General features: G+C 57.9%; 17 protein-coding genes and 2 pseudogenes. 14 read left to right on the forward strand and 5 right to left on the reverse strand.

Annotated elements, in window-relative coordinates:
• Both ABD050_RS20840 and tnpA read right to left on the reverse strand, forming a co-directional pair.
• On the reverse strand, positions 1-870 hold an 870-nt coding region (locus tag ABD050_RS20840), incomplete at its 3' end, for an IS701 family transposase (RefSeq protein WP_425542498.1).
• 207 nt (positions 871-1077) lie between these two features.
• Positions 1078-1452: pseudogene (gene tnpA / locus ABD050_RS20845) on the reverse strand (IS200/IS605 family transposase); the annotation flags it as partial.
• Here tnpA and ABD050_RS20850 point away from each other — a divergent pair.
• From ABD050_RS20850 to ABD050_RS20915, 14 genes are all read left to right on the forward strand, one after another.
• Positions 1453-1812 (forward strand): NAD-dependent epimerase/dehydratase family protein, encoded by a 360-nt coding sequence (locus ABD050_RS20850; RefSeq protein WP_343891438.1) that lies wholly within the window; start codon positions 1453-1455, stop codon positions 1810-1812.
• Positions 1813-1957: 145 nt separating this feature from the next.
• Positions 1958-3106, forward strand: coding sequence for a glycosyltransferase (locus ABD050_RS20855; RefSeq protein ID WP_343891439.1), 1149 nt, complete (start codon positions 1958-1960; stop codon positions 3104-3106).
• A 209-nt stretch (positions 3107-3315) separates the two neighbouring features.
• The gene (locus tag ABD050_RS20860; protein WP_343891440.1) at positions 3316-4104 is read left to right on the forward strand and encodes a WecB/TagA/CpsF family glycosyltransferase; all 789 of its coding nucleotides are present in this window, start codon (positions 3316-3318) and stop codon (positions 4102-4104) included.
• Positions 4105-4131: 27 nt separating this feature from the next.
• Positions 4132-5241 carry a Gfo/Idh/MocA family protein gene (locus tag ABD050_RS20865; protein WP_343891454.1) on the forward strand — a complete coding sequence of 370 codons (1110 nt, stop codon included), beginning with the start codon at positions 4132-4134 and terminating at the stop codon, positions 5239-5241.
• A 23-nt stretch (positions 5242-5264) separates the two neighbouring features.
• Positions 5265-6158: a hypothetical protein gene (locus tag ABD050_RS20870; protein WP_343891441.1), complete on the forward strand. Its 894-nt coding sequence runs from the start codon at positions 5265-5267 to the stop codon at positions 6156-6158.
• Positions 6159-6215: 57 nt separating this feature from the next.
• On the forward strand, positions 6216-7070 hold the full coding sequence (locus tag ABD050_RS20875) for a glycosyltransferase family 2 protein (RefSeq protein WP_343891442.1): 855 nt from the start codon (positions 6216-6218) through the stop codon (positions 7068-7070).
• A gap of 281 nt (positions 7071-7351) precedes the next feature.
• Positions 7352-8251 (forward strand): class I SAM-dependent methyltransferase, encoded by a 900-nt coding sequence (locus ABD050_RS20880; protein ID WP_343891443.1) that lies wholly within the window; start codon positions 7352-7354, stop codon positions 8249-8251.
• Between the two features lie 113 nt (positions 8252-8364).
• Positions 8365-8547 (forward strand): hypothetical protein, encoded by a 183-nt coding sequence (locus tag ABD050_RS20885; RefSeq protein ID WP_343891444.1) that lies wholly within the window; start codon positions 8365-8367, stop codon positions 8545-8547.
• Between the two features lie 97 nt (positions 8548-8644).
• Positions 8645-9685, forward strand: a complete 1041-nt coding sequence (locus ABD050_RS20890) for a glycosyltransferase (RefSeq protein WP_343891445.1) — start codon at positions 8645-8647, stop codon at positions 9683-9685.
• A 2-nt stretch (positions 9686-9687) separates the two neighbouring features.
• Positions 9688-11100, forward strand: coding sequence for an O-antigen ligase family protein (locus ABD050_RS20895; protein WP_343891446.1), 1413 nt, complete (start codon positions 9688-9690; stop codon positions 11098-11100).
• A 501-nt stretch (positions 11101-11601) separates the two neighbouring features.
• Positions 11602-12462: a glycosyltransferase family protein gene (locus ABD050_RS20900; RefSeq protein ID WP_343891447.1), complete on the forward strand. Its 861-nt coding sequence runs from the start codon at positions 11602-11604 to the stop codon at positions 12460-12462.
• A gap of 226 nt (positions 12463-12688) precedes the next feature.
• A complete protein-coding gene (locus ABD050_RS20905; protein ID WP_343891448.1) occupies positions 12689-13627 on the forward strand; it encodes a class I SAM-dependent methyltransferase in 939 nt (312 codons plus the stop codon).
• 337 nt (positions 13628-13964) lie between these two features.
• Positions 13965-15377, forward strand: a complete 1413-nt coding sequence (locus ABD050_RS20910) for an oligosaccharide flippase family protein (protein ID WP_343891449.1) — start codon at positions 13965-13967, stop codon at positions 15375-15377.
• Between the two features lie 100 nt (positions 15378-15477).
• Complete coding sequence (locus ABD050_RS20915; protein WP_343891450.1) at positions 15478-16455, forward strand: FkbM family methyltransferase; 978 nt, start codon at positions 15478-15480, stop codon at positions 16453-16455.
• A 102-nt stretch (positions 16456-16557) separates the two neighbouring features.
• Here the strand turns inward: ABD050_RS20915 and ABD050_RS20920 are convergent.
• The 3 genes and pseudogenes from ABD050_RS20920 to tnpC all read right to left on the reverse strand — a co-directional run.
• Positions 16558-16977, reverse strand: a pseudogene (locus ABD050_RS20920) (ATP-binding protein); the annotation flags it as partial.
• A gap of 17 nt (positions 16978-16994) precedes the next feature.
• Positions 16995-17291, reverse strand: coding sequence for a hypothetical protein (locus ABD050_RS20925; protein ID WP_343891451.1), 297 nt, complete (start codon positions 17289-17291; stop codon positions 16995-16997).
• Positions 17291-18919 (reverse strand): IS66 family transposase, encoded by a 1629-nt coding sequence (gene tnpC / locus ABD050_RS20930; protein WP_343891453.1) that lies wholly within the window; start codon positions 18917-18919, stop codon positions 17291-17293. Before tnpC ends, ABD050_RS20925 begins: the two co-directional genes overlap by 1 nt.
• Positions 18920-19080: the final 161 nt, after the last annotated feature.

Consider the following 19080-nt stretch of genomic DNA (forward strand, 5'->3'; position numbering starts at 1 on the left):
ACCCTCGCGCCACGTGACGGTCTGCCACGCATCCACCGGCAGACTTTCGGCAAGGGCTTTGGCTGAAGGGGGTTGGTGATCTGCGCTCCGCCCCATCAGCTTGGGCGGTCGTCCCTTTCCGCTCCACGCCTTGGGCGGTAGCGGCCCTTCGCCTGGACGCCAGACGCTGAGTGTCGGCTGGACGCCCACGGCATAGGCGAGGCCCAGTTCGGTCAATCCCCGCCGGAACCCGCCGTCCGCGCCGTAACCGGCGTCGGCAAGGATCACGCCCACCGGCGCCTGCGTCGCGAGCGTGGCGCGGATTTGTTCGAGCGCGATCTGCGGCTTGGTTTGAAACAGGATCTCGTCCGGAATCTTGGCCTTCGCTCGACGCTCGGGATCATCTGCCCAGATCTCTGGGAGATAAAGCCGCCAGGCAACCGGTAAGCTGGCGCTCTCGTTCGCAATCGAAAGACTGACGGCAACCTGGCAATTATCCTGCTTGCCGAGTTGACCGCAATATTGGCGTGCGACACCGACGGAATGCTTACCTTTCTTTGGAAAGCCTGTGTCGTCGACAATCCAGGCCGCGATCGCGCCACCGCGCTCGATCATGCGCGGCAAGGCCCAATCCCGAACGCGCGCCATCAACGCCTCGTCCGACCAGGGCGCTTGACCCACGAAATGCAAAAGTGACTGGTGCTTGGCAGAAACATGCGACGGCGCCGTTACCGCCGCCAACGGCTCCACGCTTTTACGCGCAACCGGCATCATCAGTCCTGTACAGTAATCCCGAAGCGGCTCCGCCCGATCGGCATGACCGATCACCTCGATCAGCGCTTCCACATACCCGTCAAATGCCGTTGCTTCGCTTCCATCCTCGCTCACCATGGCGCTCATCCATCGCTGTGTATCAGCAGCCTATCACAACGAAGCGCCCCGCGAATCCCCCGACGTCCACTTTCGTGACTCAGTAAGATTAAGCGGGCGCAAGCTATCGGAAGCCGGAACGCCTGACGGGGAGTCCAGGAAACTGAACGACAACCGGTTGGCGCCCGTAGGTTCGGCATGAGTGGCTGAAGCCTTCTCAGTTGGGGCGGTGTGATAGTCGAGGTAGTGCATGATCACCTCGTCGGTGACGTTGCCGCTGGTGGCGCAGAAATAGCCCCTGGCCCAGCAACGCTGGCTCCAATAGCGTTTGCGGATATGCTCGAACTCTTGCTGAATTTTACGCGAGGAGCGCGCCTTGGCCCGTTGCACGAAGTGGCTGACCGCGATGCGCGGTGGGATTTCGACGAACATGACGAACATATGGACATGATCATAAGACAACAGGCCGTTGATGATGGTCACGCCCATCGCGGCATAGACCTGGCGAAAGATATCGCGCACCCGCCCCCGGACGGCGCCGTGCAAAACCTTGTAACGAGATTTCGGCACCCACACGATGTGATACTGATCCGCAAGGCACATGTGGCCAAGCTCGCGGGTAAATCAGGCATGGAAATCTGGGGCACGGGCACCCCGATGCGCGAATTCCTGCACGTCGATGATCTTGCCCATGTGTGTGTCTTTCTCATGAAGACCTATTCCGGTGACGGACACGTCAATGTCGGCTCAGGCGACGAGGTCTCGATCGCCGATCTCGCGCGGTTCATGTTGGCGGTGGTCGGCCTTGGGGGGGCAGCTGGTGTGCGACACGAGCAAGCCCGATGGGACACCGCGCATATTGATGGACAGCAGCCAGCTGTTCTCGATAGGTGGAAGCCCACCGTGGGCCTTCCTGAAGGGATCAGGCAGGCGTACGCTTGGTACTTAGATGATAAGAATTGATGGAAGGCGGACGCTTGCCACCTGATCCAGCGATTAATGAAGGACGTGCGCTCAGAACTGCGTCGATTTATGCTCGTCTCTACACTGGCGCTGCCATCAGCACACGGATGATCCGCCAATCGTCAAAATGTTGCGGGGAACCTGAATGCCGTTGAGAGTGGGTTTTCGGCTTGTACGCGCGCACGAATGGATGGGCGGGGCCAACTACATCCTCAACGTAAGCCGGGTGCTTCGCACCTGGGCGCCGGAAATCGTGCCGGTAATGTTCGCGTCACCGGATATCGACAAGGGACTTGCCAAGCGGATCGAGGCCGCGACCGGGGCGCCGGCGCTGCCGCTCCGTGATCGCGGGCACGGGGATGATCTGCGTGCGATGCTCGGTCGTGACGAACTCGAAAGCACAGAGCAGTTCCGTGCCGCCGGAATCGATGTGCTGTTCGAGAGCACAGGCTATTACGGCAAAAGACCTGCTCTCCCGACCCTGGCCTGGCTTCACGATTTCCAGCATCGGGGGCTCCCTGGCTTCTTTACGCATCGGCAATGGCTGACGCGCGAAATCCGGAATCAGCTTGTCCTGCGCAACCGAACCGATGTGCTATTGTCGAGCTTGGCCGCGTCTGACGACCTCAAACGTTTTTACGGGACGCCGAAAGCCGAGATCCACGTCGTCCCCTTCGCCGTACAGCTGGAGCGACAATCCAACTATGCCCACGGGGAAGCGGCGCGCAAAAGGCTTGACCTGCCTGAACGTTTCATTTTTTTTCCGGGCCAGTTCTGGGCGCACAAGAATCACAAGCTGGTCATCGAAGCGCTCGGCCAAATCGCAGGCGAGAAACCGGTCGTGGTCGCCGCTGGACCGACCCGCGATCTGCGAGCTCCGAATCTCTTGAGCGAGATGGTCGATCGAATCGATCAGCTCGGACTCTGGCGCAATTTTCGGATCATGGGGTCCCTGCCGTATGCCGACATATTAGCGCTAGCCAGCCGCGCCGACGCGATCCTCAACCCGTCCCAGTTCGAGGGATGGAGCACGACGGTTGAAGAGGCGAAGGCGCTGGGAACGCCGTTAGTGCTATCCAATCTTCAGGTGCACCGTGAGCAGGCCGGGAACATCGCGACGTTTTTCGATCCACATGATCCCGTCGATTGTGGTCGCGCGCTGGCGGCTGTTCCACCCAGACTCCGGATGCCTGATAGTGCGGCATCACTGGTCGCCCGCAACGAGGCCGCGCAACGTCAATTTGCCCAGTCCTTTGGTGCGGCGCTTACGCGTGCGTGGGAGCGTTGGAATTGAAATGCAGCATCGTTACCGGCCGAATTGCGTCGATATGTCCCATATCGACTGTGGCTCCATGAGATTTGCCTTTCGCAAATGCAGCAATTTGCTAATCTCGTGCGATATAGCAGGGGATTCGAAATGCTGCGGCATAACAAGGATATGGCGCTCGTGGCGGCCGCTGCCACGCGTCCTCGCCGCCTATATTGTGCGGTGGGGGCCTAGAGATGGGGCTGCGAACGCCGGAATGCCGCGCCGAGATCGACGGATTCCCGATCGATACGGACAGCCGGGAAGCGATTCTTGCGGCCATGGACGAGGCAATCAAGGAACGCTCGCCGGGCCACTATATTTCGATCACCAATACCGAATCCATCTACCATGGACGCCGCCTAGCCAGTCATGGGGCGTATATCCGCGGGGCCGATTATTCGCTGTGCGACGGCGTCGGCGTGGTCGCGGCCGGCCTCGCGTGGAATGCGCGGATCAAGCGCTATAATGGGCCAATCCTCCAGCTAGATTGTTCCAAATATGGGGCGTCACGCGGCTGGCGGCACTTCTATCTCGGCGGCACCGGCGGCTCTGCCGAAGAGATGGCCAGGCGTCTGACTGCTGCGTATCCGGGGATGATCGTCTGCGGTATCTATGAGCCGCCGTTCCGGCCTTTGACGGCGGACGAGCGCACCGCATTGGTCGAGCGTATCCGTGAGAGAAAAGCCGATATCGTGTGGGTCGGGCTCGGGCTCATCAAGCAGGAGGCGATGATCGCCTCGTTGCTGGAGGAAGCGGGCGTGCCTTGGATGGTCGGCGTTGGGGGCGCATTTGACTATCATTCCGGCCGAGTGCCTTGGGCACCCTGGCTGGTGCGGAGGGTGGGGGCCGAATGGCTGTTCCGCCTGATCGTCCAGCCCAAGCTGCGTTTTAAACGCTATTGGTGGTCGGGGGTATGGATGATTACCGCGGTCGGCAGAGGCATTTTATCGCGGTTCGGGCGGAAGCCTGCGCCGACCGCATAATACGAACTAAAGGCGAAGGGTTTGACTATGATTCGAGTGGGCCTTGTCGGTCTCGGCAAGATGGGAATCTCGCATCAGGCGATCCTAAATGCACATCCTGATCTGGAACTGGCGGCTGTGTGCGACACCACCGGTTATCTGCTCAGCGTGATGCACCGATTTACTGGCGTTTCGACCTATACCGACTACGGGACGATGCTCGACAAGGCAGAACTGGATGCGGTCGTCATTGCGACGCCACCCGATTCGCATGTCTTCCTTGTCGAAAAGGCGCTGGAACGCGGGTTGCATGTATTCTGCGAGAAGCCATTCGCGCTTGATCCCGCCGATGGCCTTCGCCTTGCCGAAAAGGCCGAGGCAGCGGGGGTCGTCAACCAGGTGGGCTATCATTATCGGTTCGTGGGCTCCTTCGTCTACCTGAAGCACCTGCTCGATATCGGTGCTATTGGTCAGGTGCATCATGTTCAGAGCGAGGCTTATGGCCCGGTCGTTCTTCGGGCCAAGACGGCGACGTGGCGCAGCGCGAAGGGCGGGGGCGGCGGCTCGCTTTATGATTATGCATCACATGTCGTTGATCTCGTCAATTTCTGTTTCGGCCGTCCGGACTTCATTAGGGGCGCGGTGATGCACTCGATCTTTTCGGCGCAGGTCGATGACGAGGTGTATGCGACGCTGGGCTATAATGACGGCAAGTCGGTCCAACTTTCCGTCAATTGGAGCGACGAGTCCCAGCGCAAGATGTCCGCCAAGCTCAGCGTGTGGGGTACGCGCGGCAAGATAGTCGCGGACCGCCAGGGGCTGCAGCTCTTTCTGCGCGAGCCGTTTGCGCCCGAGAACCTCACCCAGGGCTGGACCGTGCGGTACACGACTGATCTTACCGAGCCAGTCGACTTCTATCTGCGCGGCGAGGAATATTCGGCGCAGATTGATCATTTCGCCAAGGCGATTCTCGCAGGCGACACCGCTACGCGCAGCACATTCCGTAGTTCGGTCGAAACCGATCAGATCGTCGACGCGATCCGCAGCGAGAGTCAGCGTCCGCCGACATTGATCGAAGGCGCGGTGGCCGCGACGGCCGCGCCCGCGGCGCCGTCACGCAAAGGCATAATTGGCCGTCTCCTCGGTCCGGCCCGATAGACTTACAGGGGAGACTAGATATAATGCAGCGTATCCTTTTCGGTGATAACCAGTTCTTCGGCGTCAACCACATGTCAGAAGACAAGGCGCGGGAGCAGGCAATCCGTTTCCAGGATCTCTCGGCGATCATCCGTACGCTCGACTATGCCTATGATGCCGGCATCCGGGTGTTCATGTGCACCACGCATGAGCGGATCGCCCAGGTCTGCGACCATTTCCGCGCGAACCAGGCACGCTATGCCGATTTCGAGTTCTATCCATGCATGCCTTATGCGCATAAATACGCGAACGCGGTGACCGAACTGGGGATCGCCGGAGCGCTCAACAACTTCCTGCCCAGCGAGGGACGGCTCGGTGTCCTGCTGAAGGGCGGCGTGTCCGTCGCGCGCAAAGACGTGGAGGGGCTGGGCAAGCTGCTAATCGACGCCGAGATGAAGATGTTCGATGGGCTCCAGACGCCGGTCGTTTTTGTCCAGAATGTGCTGACCGATCTGATCCTCGGGCTCGGCGCGTACGACGCCTTTTGTGTCTTTGCCGAGCACATAAAGGAACGGTACAACGCCGAACCAGGCTACATTACGATGAATCTGCCGATGCTGCTCGACGCGCTCGACAAGGTCGGGATAGTCAATCCAATCGTCTGTGCCAACATCAACAAGATCGCCTTCCGGACCTCGGGCGGACTCGATCGTTATGAACGCGCGATTGCGGAGCGTCCGTTTCGCGCGATCGCCATGTCGGTGTTCGCCTCGGGCGCCATTCCGCCGGGGGAGGCGATCGACTATGTCTGCGCGCAAACGAAGATTGAATCGATCCTGTTTGGCGCTTCTTCGCGTGGAAATATCGAGAGCACGGTGGCGTTAATCCGCGAATATGACCGGAAATATGAGCGGCTCCCGCTTCAGTCGGCGCCCTGAGGGGTGGGAGATAGCGTTGCCATGCCCCTATCGTCCGCGGCCGCTGATGCGAAAGACATGGATAAGGCGATCCTTAGAATCGCCGTATTGCTGGTTTGCCGAAATCGTCGCAGTCAGACCGTTGCGGCGATTCGGGCGGTCATGCAGTCAAGGGCGCCCGTCGAGCTGTGCATTGTCCTTTTTGACGATGCTTCAACGGACGGTACGGTGGAGGCCGTGTTAGCCGAGTTCCCCGCGACCGACATCGTGCGCGGCGACGGCAACGCGTTCTGGAACGGCGGCCTCCATCTTGCTTGGAAGCGTGCGCTATCGCTCAAAGTAGATGGCTATCTTTGGCTTAATGACGATGTCGTAATTGATGAAGACGCCCTTGATCGCCTTGCCAAAGCCTGGATAACAATGTGTTCAGCGCATCGAGATGGTCGTTTTGTCTTGGTTGGAACCACGCGTAATCCGGACGGCAGCCGGAGCTATGGCGGGATAGCGGATGATCGTACCCCGCTCGCGTTTCATTTCCGCCCTGTCTTACCTGCCGAATCGCTGCAGCGAGTGGATACCTTCAACGGCAACTTCGTGTTTGTGACTAGTGAAACGGTCGCGACGTTAGGGATTAACGATCCACATTTTCATCATAATATGGGCGACCTTGACTATGGCCTGCGCGCGACGCGCGCCGGAATACCCGTCCTGCTACTACCGGGCTTTATTGGCGAATGCGCTCAGAATTTGACGAAGGCTCGGGGTTACAGCAGTCCATCGCTAAGTATACGCGAGCAATGGCGCAAGGTGAACACACATCATGGGCTTCCCTTTTCGAGCTGGTGGCATTTTACCCGACGACATTCGGGATTTTGGCTCCCTTTTCATTTCCTGTTAGCGTATCGCTGGCTCGTTCTACCTTCTCGCGGCTGATTGATGGTGGGCTTTCCCCTGAGACGTTCGGTGATATTGTGCGATTCTTAAAACGGCGTCGAAAAATGAGGCCGCGGCTTCGCCCGGAGAGCTCGGGTCGACGGACGTGGCGAATGTCCACGTCAGCATATTCGATGGACCAAGCTCCTCGCTGCAACACGGGATTCCAATCCCTTTTCACACTATGGCCCCAGTGTCGGATTCCCAGAAATCTATTGCCAATTTCATGAATGATCGTTTTATTATCTAGGCGCATCTAGCAGGAATTGAGGGCGGATTACATGATTGCAGATACCTTCTCCGTTGAGGCTGCGGACGTACGGATTCATCGCCGTCAAATTGAACATTCACGGGCAATAGATACTAACAAAATCCCTTCGATCATTGCTGCACCGAATTCGTGGGATGCTTGGCGTCACGAGCGACATTATAAGGCGTTATTGCCTCTGGTTAATGACGTAGGCACCGAATGGCTCACTATTGGCGATTCAGGGGCCGATGCTTTCTGGTTGAAGAAGCGGGGTGTCCGAAAGATTACAGCTTCGTCGCTTACGACCGAGCAGTTGGATTGGCTCGGGCAGATCGGACATCTTGATGAGATTGAGAAATGTGCCGTGGATGCGCAGGCGATTGATCTTCCCGATAATTCATATGATTACGTAATCTGCAAAGAGGCATATCATCATTTCGAGCGCCCAGCGCTGGGCATTTATGAAATGCTTCGAGTGAGCCGTCGGGCAGCGATCCTGCTGTGTGAGCCAAATTGTTCTGATCGTTGGTTCCCGCTTGATGCATTAAAGCGTCAGTTGAAAATATTACTTCGCAAGAATACGGGATGTAGTAATCCTGAATTTGAGGCTGCTGGGAACTTTATCTATGCTCTTTCGTTGCGAGAGGCGACGAAAATGGCGACATCGCTTCAGCTTGGGACAATATATTATTCCTATCTTAGCGATTTTTGGGTGCCTGGAATTGTAAAACGAAAGCGTTCGGATCTCATCGCAAATATCGTGATGCATTCTGCCGTGGCGATCCAAAACCTGCTCTCGACATTGGGACTGATGAGCTGGGGCAAGATAACAATTATTGTGTTTAAATCGACGCCGCCTGCGAAGCTCGACGGAGCATTACGAAAAATCGGGCTGCGGAAGGTGGAAGTTCCGCGTAACCCCTATTTGTGATGGCGTGCTTCGGAGCAAACTTATGAGATATCGACTCGGTGCCTCGACGATGTGCTTGCCGGCATCGATTCGATGTTTCGGGGGTCTCGCGCCATCCGACGTGCGCTGCCAGCATGCGGCTGACTTCGCGGCTCGCCCTTGGTGTAGAGTATGTGCTAAGCCGCTTCGGGCTCGTTAACTGGCGTAGCGCCACACTGGCGATCTTCAAGGAGCCGCTGGCCGATGCGCTCGCGAAGAACGCGGCTTCTGGCGGGTCTCCGCAAGATTCGATTCCGGTGAATCCTTATTTAGGGTGAAGGTCACGATGCAGATCACGCGGTCAGTTACACCTTTGGTGAGCTCGTGAAGGTTCTCCACATTCTTAATGCACTCCGATACAGCGGTGCTGAGATGATGTTGGCTTCCGCGTCCGACATACTCATCGGAGATGGACAAGCGAGTATTATCTCAACGGGCGATGATTTGGGGGACTATGCCCCGGTTCTCGCTGCAAAAGGCTATGAGATAATCCATATACCCTACTCGTTTAGCCCAGTTTTTTTTGTTCGCATCGCGCGCGCGATAACGGCTAGCGGCTGCGACGTGGTGCATCTTCATACCGAGCGGGCTGCGATGTGGTATTCAATCACAACGCGATTAGCCGGGGTCGCCAATGTCCGCACGATTCACAACGAGTTTCTCTTTGATGGCCTATTGCGCCTCCGCCGAAGCGTTACACGGCGGATTGCGGCGGCCCTTGGCACCGTGCACATTGCGTGCTCCGCGCGGGTGGCGCGCAACGAGAAGCGTCGCTTCGGCATCGACGCCATAGTGATCGATAACTGGATCGACACCGGACGCCTCTACGCTTCCGATGCATCGAGCCGGGTCGTCTTACGAGAGAAGCTGAATATCCCTCAGGACGCCTTCGTCGCAGTGTCGATTGGAAACGAGGCGCCAGCTAAAAATATCGATGCGCTGGTGGAAGCGATCGGGCTATGTCCCGAAGAGCTTCCGATCGTATTTTTTCAATGTGGCGCAGTAAGTGATCGCCTTCGGCAGAAGGCCGCTGCTTTGGGGAAGGGGCGGGTTCATTTGCTGGGCACCGTGAGTGACATAGGTCAGTATCTCGCCGCGAGTGACGTGTTCGTGAGTGCGTCGCTTTTCGAAGGCGGACAACTCGTCCTGATGGAGGCGGCGGCGGCTGGAATTTACTGCATTACGACCAGAGTCGGGGCAGCCGAGGAATTTGAAGGCCTCCCCAATATCCGCTTCATCGAACCCGATGCAGAATCCGTCGCCGAGGCGCTAGAGGAGGTGGCTGCAATCCCCGTGGAAGAGCGCGAAAGAGGTGCGTCGCAACTATCCGAATTTGCGCGGCAGCGGTTTGTGCCGGAAGCCGGTGCGTCGCGCTATGTCAGCGTCTATCAAAGCACGATCGATAGGAACGGATAGACGTGACAGCAGGAACGGGACAGCGCGGGAAGGCAGGCTCTTATGGCAATGCATTCCACCTGCGGATGCATAAGAGCATCTCTGCCAATGGTCGCGACCGACCCATGAACCCGGCAGACGCGCGGAATATTTTGCAAGGCCCTCGGAGGCCCGATAAAGTATCGCTACTTGCTGCGGGTTTGCTCTGGATGATATCCGGGAATTCGTTTGTTGGCGTGGGCGGATACGAAGATTTTGTTATTCCGTTTTGTACGCTACTGATCGGGTCACTTGGATTATTTCACTCCTTCAAACTTTCGCCGGCGAAGCCGCTCTTGGTCGTCGGCGCGTTGTTTTTTGTTTGGTTCTTGATTGCCAGCATTGCTGGCGTGAGTGACCAAGCTTATCCACTTGTAGGACATTTTGTTAAATTATTCTCCGTATTGCTATTTGTAGCCTATTGTAAGCAATCGGCGATGGCTTTAGTCGAGTCGATGGTTTTTATATGCACATACTCGATTGCTGTATTCGCTGTCCGCCAAGTTGTACTTATTTCAGGATATGACATCGCGGATATTTTTTCACCGTTATACCCTCTAACTGGCTTTGAAGCCATGCGTACGACGCCGTTCTACAATTTCCATCTTGTCAGGGAGATGCATCGAAATTGTGGACCATTTCGAGAGCCAGGCATGTTCGCGGCAAATATTATCCTGGCGATGGTGATTTTACTGGCTTCCTCCAGGTATTATCCGTCGAAATATCTACGGCGGAGCGCAATAGTTCTTACATTGGCACTTTTTACGACTCAATCTACTATGGGCCTTTCAGCATTGCCGGCCGTAGCGCTTGCCGCCTTCATCAGATTCGGGCGTAGTGGGACGCAGAAAATTATCGTATTGCCACTGATTGCTCTGATGATCGGCTTGTCGATATTGCTGCTCGCCGATGAGCATGGCGATAAAATCACGGCGCAGTGGGACATCACCGCCTATCAGGAGCACAACTGGTACCAGACGCGGTTCGGAAATGCAGTTGTGGACTGGTATGCTATCGAGCAGAAACCGCTTACAGGATATGGCTTTGCCGAGAAGGGGCGTCCGATCTATTGGCATTCCAAGAGCGACCAGCTTGGCTTCGGTAATGGCTTTACGGGGACAATGGTGAAATTTGGCGTGCCCCTTGCCTTGCTGTTATACCTATTTCTCCTTATCCGTCTTTGGCGGACATTTGGAGACTGGCTATTGACAGTGTGCATAGCGGTCGCCGTGTTTATTATTCTGTTCAGTCAGCAGCTGCTCACATTGGCAATGTTCTATGTTCTTTTTGCCAATCTGAAGCCCGCCGGCGTTAAATCGATCCCCGCCAAGGTAAGCGCGGTTCGCCTTAAAAGGCGCTACTCGCCAGAAAATAGACCAAGTTTACCTACCGCATGATAGCAGTTTTATGTTAGGTTAAGCTTGGCAGTCTAACTTGGTATCGGCTAGCTTGCTTTGGATTATTGTTGCGCGTGTCTTTTTTTTAATTTCATCCGTCGCTTTCCAGCTCAATCCTCTGAGCATATTGGTCGGACGTTGAGGGCAAAGGCGATGGTGTCGGAGCAGCGGCAAGATACACGAGAAAATAGGCGTATAGCGCTTTATGCAGAAGCTCTCCCATTGTCGGAGAGCGTCGAAACGACGGGCCTGGGCCGCGCGCTCGTTCCAGTTTTTGTCGCGCTGGGCGAAGCGGTGTCTAGCGCCCTTTTGTCGCCGGCCCGGATTAAGGCGATGTTACCGCCGATCCACGAGGCGTTGCCCAAGAGCCTCATTTTACCCGGGATGCCGGCATTGGCGCTGGATGAGATTCGGTCCCGCGCAAAGATAGCGCCGGCCATCTCAACTACCTGGAGTATGAGATCGATTGCGGCGCGCGCGGGATCGAGGATCTCGGCTGACATGCTGTTTGCGGTATTGGGAGCAGACGCGCGATCCTACGTGCGGGCGCAGCTTTTGGCGGGCCGCCTTGGCCTTTCATATTCGATCTATGCGGTCGATGACCCATTCCAATGGGACGGAGCAGGGGCAGGGGTACGGAAGAAACTTTATCCGGAATTGTTGGCCAGCTTTGGAGCGGCCGAACATATTTTCGCCATTACCCCTGAGCTGTCAGCGGAACTGAGCTCCCGAGTGGAGCGCTCTGTGACGCCCCTGCCGCTCCCCTATACAGAGCCATCGGTAGATTCCGAGCGAACAAAAGATCAGTTGATCTATGTCGGCAATCTCGGCCATCTCTACGCGGCCGCCTTTCGCGATCTGGTCGATGCGGTTAGTCGGTTCAGGATTGCGAGCGGCCGCAACTTGGTGCTGCGCGCGACGCTTCCGGCCGAGAATCTGAAGCGGGTAATCGGTGATATTCCGAACCATGTCATCCCCGGTCGAATCGCTGCGAGGCAAGACCTCGCCCGCGAGATCGCGGAGAGTCGCGCCGCGATCTGCCCAATCGCCTTTTCGGATCCCTCGGGAATGACGGAGACGTCGTTCCCCTCGAAGCTCCTCGACTATCTTGCCCATGCTCGTCAGATCTTGATCTGGGGTCCGCCAAAGGCGGTCGCCGTCAGATATTTTGTGGAGCATGGCCTTGGCTATGTCGCGTCCACGCCCGACCAGCTGACTGACTCGCTCGACCGTCTCTTGGCGGCGCCTCAGGATTTTCGCGAATCCTATCGAAAAATCCTGAAACGCAATCACGGCCCGGAGGCGTTCGACGCGATAATCCAGCGAATGCTGTCCGGCTTCGCGGGTGCAGCGGAGCGATGAAGTACTCCGAAGGTATTTTGTTTTGTCAAAGCGATCACGCGTCGCCGCGTTGCCGTGTCGCCATTCGTGAGTCCGATTTTGCGCTTTTCCGCTGGCCGTCTCGCCGAGCGCGGTTTTGGAATCTCGGCGTTGCAAACGGCTGATTCCACTAGCGGTGAAGAGCCCTTTATGCTAGTCGGAGTTGACGTCGGCATCCTCTCGGCAAAGAAGTAGCAGGCCCCTTTACATGGTCGACAAGTGCATTGTTTGTGGATCCGACACGTCGGTGGCGCATTCATTCAAGGGTTCGTTTATTCGGTCCGCCCTGACCAAATATTTTAGGGAAACGCCTGGGCCGGGGGTCCCGATACCTGACGTTGAGATTTTGAAATGCACCCAGTGCAGCCTTGAGTTCTGCAAAGGCATGCAGCCTGGCGACAACATCTTTTACGACTGGATCACAAAGCAGGCTGGCTATTATCCCGAGTTTCGCTGGGAATGGGCGTCCGTCCTGAAGATTTTCGCGGAAGCTGCGGAGGATCGTGAAATCCAGATTCTGGATGTCGGCTGTGGCGGCGGAACATTTCTCAAGCTGGCGCGGGAAATCCCCAACGTAAAAGTGGTCGGCGTCGATATGACTAGTCAGTCCGTGGAAGACTGCAAGGCGGCGGGGTTGGATGTCGTCTGTGGCGATATCGAAGAATTCCACCGCCAGAGACCTGAGGACAGGTTTGACTTCGTCGTCAGCTTTCACTGCATTGAACATGTTAGCGATCCCGTCAGCCTGACGCGTGAAATGGCCAGCCTCCTTGCCGACAACGGCGCCCTGCTGGTCAGCGCGCCCTTGAGCCCGATGAGCTTCGAGACAATCTGGTTCGATCCCCTGAACTTCCCGCCGCATCACCTGTCCAGGTGGAGTGTCGCGGCTCTCGAAAAGCTGGGTCAGCAGGTCAATCTGACCGCGGAGATCAATTCCAATCCCGCAGGCTCCAACAGGTCTCGAGCCTCCCGCGCACTGGCGCTTTCGAAGATCGGCCCCAGCGCCACGCGTCCGCAGACATGGGCCTGCTCGATCCTCAATCCGATGGAATTCATCAAAGAGTTTGGGCGACAAAAGGCCCGGCCGCAGCTTAACGGCGTGTCATTGGGCAATACGTTTCTGGCCGTGTTTCGCGTCGCAGCCTGAGACGTGGGGGACGGTCCAATGGGCACAGGGATGGTCTCTCCGGTAGTAATGGCGCGCTTTAGCGGGCGTTGATGCGGTCAGGTGCTTCCCTCGCCTCATTGCCGATGCGGGGATGGTCATTGACGGTGAATTGCTCGGTATCGCCGGAGTTCCCGAGGTTAGCCGTTATCTGGGTCTCGATAGCAACAGGCCATCCTGAAGAATTTCACGTCAATGAATCGCCTCACTCGCTCCAATACCACAAATTTTTAGACGCGTCCGCCCGGCTCTATCTTCCTTGTTGCAGGGCAGCATATTATCGATCGACAAAATAAGCAGTCTCACCCAATAGAGCTCTATGGCGACCATTTCGATTCCGCGAATCCGGCAGATTTTGTCGCTTTTTCAGCGTAGCCATATTGATCTCTCAACCGAAGCTGGTCGCGCTGCGGAGCGTCACCGGCGAATTGCCCTTTCCGCACTCGCATCGGCGGCAGCGCGCATCGTATCGATCGGCACGGCACTGATCTCCGTGCCATTGACGCTGCATTATCTCGGTGTCGAACGGTATGGAATGTGGATGGCCATGTCGACCTTTACGGCAATGCTTCAATTCGCCGATTTCGGTATCGGTAACGGAGTCTTGACCGCGATATCGCGTGCAAGTGGTCGAGATGAGAATGCCACAATTGTATCTTATATTTCTAGTGCTTTTGTCTTGCTTGGAACTATCGCAGCGACGGCAGTTGCGTTGCTGGCGTCGGCATACTCGCATGTTCATTGGTACGAGGTGTTTAACGTCGCAACACCTCTTGCCCGATCAGAGGCAGCGCCGGCTATTGCCGTGTTCATCATCTGCTTTGCCCTCTCTCTTCCGCTGGGCGTTGTGCAGCGATCTCAACTGGGCCTGCAGATGGGATTCCTCGCGAGCCTCTGGCAGTGCGTCGGCAACGTGCTAGGGCTGATTGGCGTGTTGACCGTCATATGGTTTCAAGCCGGGCTCCCATGGCTCGTCGCGGCATATGCCGGCATGCCGGTCGCGGCCGCTGCCCTGAACAGTGCGATCTTCTTTACCAGGGTACGTCCTGACCTGACCCCTCGGCGCTCGGCATTTTCCCGCGAGCGCGGTGCGGAGTTGGCGCGTCTTGGCGGGTCGTTCTTCGTGTTGCAGGTGGTAGCGGCCGTCGCATACGGCGCCGACAATATCGTTATTGCCCAGAAACTAGGCGCCACTGCGGTTGCCAGCTATTCGATACCAGACAGGCTTTTCGCCATGGCCTCTTTGGTGGTTGGTTTCGCCGTTGCTCCGCTCTGGCCCGCCTTTGGCGAGGCGCTGGCGCGAGGAGAAAGTGGCTGGGCTCGCCTTACTGTGGTGCGCGCCACATTGTCGGCGACGGCCATCTCGGCAGCGATTTGTCTTGTATTCCTGGCCGGGGGGCCATTCCTTATCCATCTTTGGGTCGGAAAGGCGATCGATCCGCCCTTTACCCTGCTCATTGGCCTTGCCTTCTGGAGAATCTCCGAGGCGGCCTTTGGTGCTCCGATGATGTATCTAAACGGTGCGCAGGAGATCAGGTTTCAAGTCATAACCGGGGTGTTTATTGCAGTGTCAGCCTTAACGCTGAAGATAGTGCTGATCGAGCGTTTGGGCGTGAGCATCCTGCCGTTTATCATGGCTGCGTGCTCGTGGTCGTTTTTTGGCATCCCTGCGTGGGTCAAGATGCAGCGACATTTCGCAAGTTTTCCTGCCGCGACCGAGACGAACGCCTAGGGCCTCAGTGCAGTTTATTTGGCAGCCGCTGTACGCTTTTGATCTTTGCCGCTTCCAGTTTTTCGCGTACCGAATCCGGTACCCAGCTAAAGGCCTGCACATGAGCATTAGAACCCAGCTGCGCCAGTCAACTCAGTATCTTCTCAAGCGGCTCTCGGGCGAAATGGTCGGCTTCGCGGACCCGAACACGTTGGCCAAAGCGGAGCGCTTCGTGGAGCGCTATCGCGAAATTGTTTCTGATCCGCTTAATATTCTGATCGAACGCGTGCCTCGCGCCGGCTATGTCGATAGCGATGGCTATGTGTTCTTGCATAATGGTAATCGGGCCGACCTGACGGGCAAGTTCGCCTATTACGCCGAGTTCAGTGACATCCTGGTCATCAATCGAGGCGTACACGAACCGCTTGAGGAATTCTGCTTCCAGCAACTGCTCAAGTGCATCGCCCGTCCCGAACCGCTCATGATAGAGTTGGGTGCGTATTGGGCGCACTATTCGATGTGGATGAAGCGCAGTTTCCCGATGGCAAAATGCATCATGGTTGAACCCGACCCGCACAACTCCGAGTGCGGGCGCAATAACTTTGCGGCTAATGGCTATGAAGGCGAATTCATCGTCGATTTTGTTGGCGCGGAGAATTTCGCAGTCGATCGGTTCCTCGCGGATAGCGAAACCGCCCATGTCGATTTGCTCCATTGCGATATCCAGGGCTTCGAGCTTGAAATGCTTGATGGAGCAAGCCGGGCACTCACCGACAAGGTTGTAGACTATGTCTTCGTCTCGACGCACTCTGAGCAACTGCACTCGGGGGTGGTGGAGCGACTGCGCGGCCATGGTTACCGCATTGAGGTAAGCTCGGACTTCGAAGAGCATACCACCAGCAACGATGGTTTCGTGCTGGCCTCGTCGCACGCCGTCATCCCGGTCTTCGATAATCTGCAGCCGCTCGGGAGGCTGGAAATCGCGCACGCCTCGCCAGGCGAACTTATCCGGACAGTCACGCAAATCGAGGCAAGCCTCAGTGTCAACCGGCGCGGGATATTGACCCCCGATCGGCGCCCAACATTGACCCCGCCATAGTGAGCCTGCCGATGGACGTGAGGAACGTCGGCATGGGTGTGCGGCGGCGGAGGGCGTAGCCCGGAGCCGGCGCACAGCCATGCCGATTGCATCTTTTCGCCGTCAGGCGGCTTCGCGGCTTTTGAACCGCCAGCTCTCGTTGCCGGTCTCGACGATGTCGCAGTGGTGGGTCAGCCGATCGAGCAGCGCGGTGGTCATTTTCGCGTCGCCGAACACGCTGGGCCATTCGCCGAACGCGAGGTTGGTGGTGACCACGATCGAGGTCTGCTCGTAAAGGCGGCTGACCAGATGGAACAGTAGCTGCCCGCCCGACAGCGCGAACGGCAGATAGCCGAGCTCGTCGAGGATCACGAGATCGAGCCGCGAGAGATGCTCGGCGATCCGCCCGGCACGACCGGCGCGGCTTTCGGCCTCGAGCCGGTTCACCAGGTCGATCGTATTGTAATATCGGACCCTGGCGCCGGTGCGCACGCAGGATCGCCCGATCGCGATGGCAAGGTGCGTCTTGCCGGTGCCGGTCCCGCGTAACCGTCCGATTGCTACCGCGATGCCTGGGCCTTGAAGCGGGCGGCGAGTTCGGGATCGTCGACGAAGTCATCGAGGAACTGGTGCCAGGCCTGGGTCGTGAGACGCGCTTCGCTGAGCATGTCCGTCAACTCTTCGACGCCGTGATCGGTTAGCGCGGTGATGGCCTCGTCGGCGCCGGTGTAGACGCTGATGATGGCGCCGTAGGTCAGGTTGTCGTCATTCGAGACGATGGCTTCCAGCAACTCCACGTCCTCGTCGAGTATCCTGGCGACATAGTCGAGGGTGCGGACATAAGTGACCGCGGCCATCAGGCCGCCAGTGCTTGCGGGACGGTCAGCGGTGCCCAATTCCAAGGGAGCAATTCATCGATCCTGTTGATCTTGTGGTCGTGGATGCGATCGAGCAGGTCGGTGATGTAGGCTTGGGGATCGAGGCCATTCATCTTGGCGCTTTCGATGAGCGTCATGGCGCGCGCGAGAGTTTCGGCGCCGGCCTCGGAGCCTGCGAATAGCCAATTCTTCTTGCCCAGACATATGGGCCTGACGGCGCGTTCGGCAGCGTTGTTGTCGATGGCGAGGCGGCCATCGTCGAGGAACAGGCTGAACGCGTGCCAGCGACCCAACGCGTAGCGAAAGGCCTTGGCGAGGTCGCCTTTGCCCGGGATCCGGGTGAGTTGTGTCTCGGCCCAGGCATGCAGGGCCTCGAGTCTGGGCTTGCTCAGTTCTTGCCGCACGGCCCGGCGGATATCGGCAGGCTTGCCCACGATCTCGCGCTCGATGTCATAGAGCTGCCCGATACGCTCGAGCGCCTCGTGTGCGATCTCGGATTTTTGCGACGTCCAGACGTCGTGGAAATCGCGCCGCCAATGGGCAAAGCAGGCAGCTTCCCGGAAGCGCGGGTTCCCATCCGCGCCGGGTTCGTAGAGCTTCGCATAGCCTTTGTAGGCATCGGCTTGGAGAATGCCGCTTGCATTGCGAAGATGGTCTTGGACGTGCTGCGCGTTCCAGTTGGGCGCATAGCGATAGACGACCCCGGGCGGCGCGGCGCCGGCCCAGGGGCGCTGATCACAGACATATGCCCAGATCCGGCCTTGCTTGACGCCCTTGCCGATACCTTTGGCGCGTCGTTCCGGAGCAAGCACGCGGATGGGCGTGTCGTCGGCGTGCAGGATGTCGCTGCCCAGGACCGATGCCTCGATCTGGTCGATCACGGGCTGCAGGATCCGCATCGAGCGGCCACACCAATCGGCAAGCGTGCTGCGTGGGATGTCGCCGCCCATTCTCGCGAGGATCTCGTGCTGGCGGTACAGCGGCAAATGGTCGTCGAACTTGGAGACCAGCACATAGGCGAGGAGGCTTGCGCCGGCCATGCTGCCGGGGATCGGGCGGCTGGGAGCCAGCACCTGGACCATCTTCTCGCAGCAGCGACAGGACTTCTTCGGGCGAGCGACCTCGATGACCTTGAGCTTTGCCGTGATCATCTCGATGATCTCGCTCACGTCTTCGCCGACGAGACGCAGGTCGCCCCCGCAATCCGGACAGGTGTTGCCGGGGTCGAGCTCGCGGCGTTCGCGCGGCGTGCCCGCCGAGATGCGCGGGCGCCGGGACGGACGCGGCCTGGAGCTGGTGGCTGCGGAAGCGGCGGCGGGCTCCGCGTCGGGATCATCCCGATCGCTTGCCACGAGCCCTTGTTGCGCGACGGAGACGAGCAGGTCTTCGAGCGCGAGTTCGAGTTGCTCGATCTCACGTTGGATCTTCTCGGAGGATTTGCCGAAGGCCTGCTTCTTGAGCTTGGCGATCTGCAAGCGGAGTGCCTGGACGACCAGATCATGGGCGCGCAGCGTCGTCGTCAGCTTCGCGTTCTCGGCCTGCAACTGGGCGATCATCGCCTTGAGGAATGCCGGGTCTTCGGGAAGATCGGATGCCGCGTTCAGCATGGCTTTTGCTACGGAAAAACGGCCAAAAAGTCCAGAAAAACAGACGCTTTCAGGAAGAAAAGTTACCCCGCGCGTGCTGGCGGTGCGCCCCAGTTGGGACTGTCGTGATTTCCGTGTGTGGGCGGGCATAATGGGTAAGAAGGAGACCCAGTATGTCCCGA

Source organism: Sphingomonas oligophenolica (assembly GCF_039522915.1).
Classification (GTDB): domain Bacteria; phylum Pseudomonadota; class Alphaproteobacteria; order Sphingomonadales; family Sphingomonadaceae; genus Sphingomonas; species Sphingomonas oligophenolica.

Excerpts from the sequence above, each read along its gene's own strand:
- ABD050_RS20860 (WP_343891440.1), top strand. The coding sequence starts at position 3,316 with ATGGGGCTGCGAACGCCGGAATGCCGCGCCGAGATCGACGGATTCCCG.
- ABD050_RS20905 (WP_343891448.1), top strand. The coding sequence starts at position 12,689 with ATGGTCGACAAGTGCATTGTTTGTGGATCCGACACGTCGGTGGCGCAT.
- ABD050_RS20870 (WP_343891441.1), top strand. The coding sequence starts at position 5,265 with ATGCAGCGTATCCTTTTCGGTGATAACCAGTTCTTCGGCGTCAACCAC.
- ABD050_RS20865 (WP_343891454.1), top strand. The coding sequence starts at position 4,132 with ATGATTCGAGTGGGCCTTGTCGGTCTCGGCAAGATGGGAATCTCGCAT.
- ABD050_RS20910 (WP_343891449.1), top strand. The coding sequence starts at position 13,965 with ATGGCGACCATTTCGATTCCGCGAATCCGGCAGATTTTGTCGCTTTTT.
- ABD050_RS20890 (WP_343891445.1), top strand. The coding sequence starts at position 8,645 with ATGTTGGCTTCCGCGTCCGACATACTCATCGGAGATGGACAAGCGAGT.
- ABD050_RS20855 (WP_343891439.1), top strand. The coding sequence starts at position 1,958 with ATGCCGTTGAGAGTGGGTTTTCGGCTTGTACGCGCGCACGAATGGATG.
- ABD050_RS20880 (WP_343891443.1), top strand. The coding sequence starts at position 7,352 with ATGATTGCAGATACCTTCTCCGTTGAGGCTGCGGACGTACGGATTCAT.
- ABD050_RS20915 (WP_343891450.1), top strand. The coding sequence starts at position 15,478 with ATGAGCATTAGAACCCAGCTGCGCCAGTCAACTCAGTATCTTCTCAAG.
- ABD050_RS20925 (WP_343891451.1), bottom strand. The coding sequence starts at position 17,291 with ATGGCCGCGGTCACTTATGTCCGCACCCTCGACTATGTCGCCAGGATA.
- tnpC (WP_343891453.1), bottom strand. The coding sequence starts at position 18,919 with ATGCTGAACGCGGCATCCGATCTTCCCGAAGACCCGGCATTCCTCAAG.
- ABD050_RS20885 (WP_343891444.1), top strand. The coding sequence starts at position 8,365 with ATGCGGCTGACTTCGCGGCTCGCCCTTGGTGTAGAGTATGTGCTAAGC.
- ABD050_RS20900 (WP_343891447.1), top strand. The coding sequence starts at position 11,602 with ATGCTGTTTGCGGTATTGGGAGCAGACGCGCGATCCTACGTGCGGGCG.
- ABD050_RS20875 (WP_343891442.1), top strand. The coding sequence starts at position 6,216 with ATGGATAAGGCGATCCTTAGAATCGCCGTATTGCTGGTTTGCCGAAAT.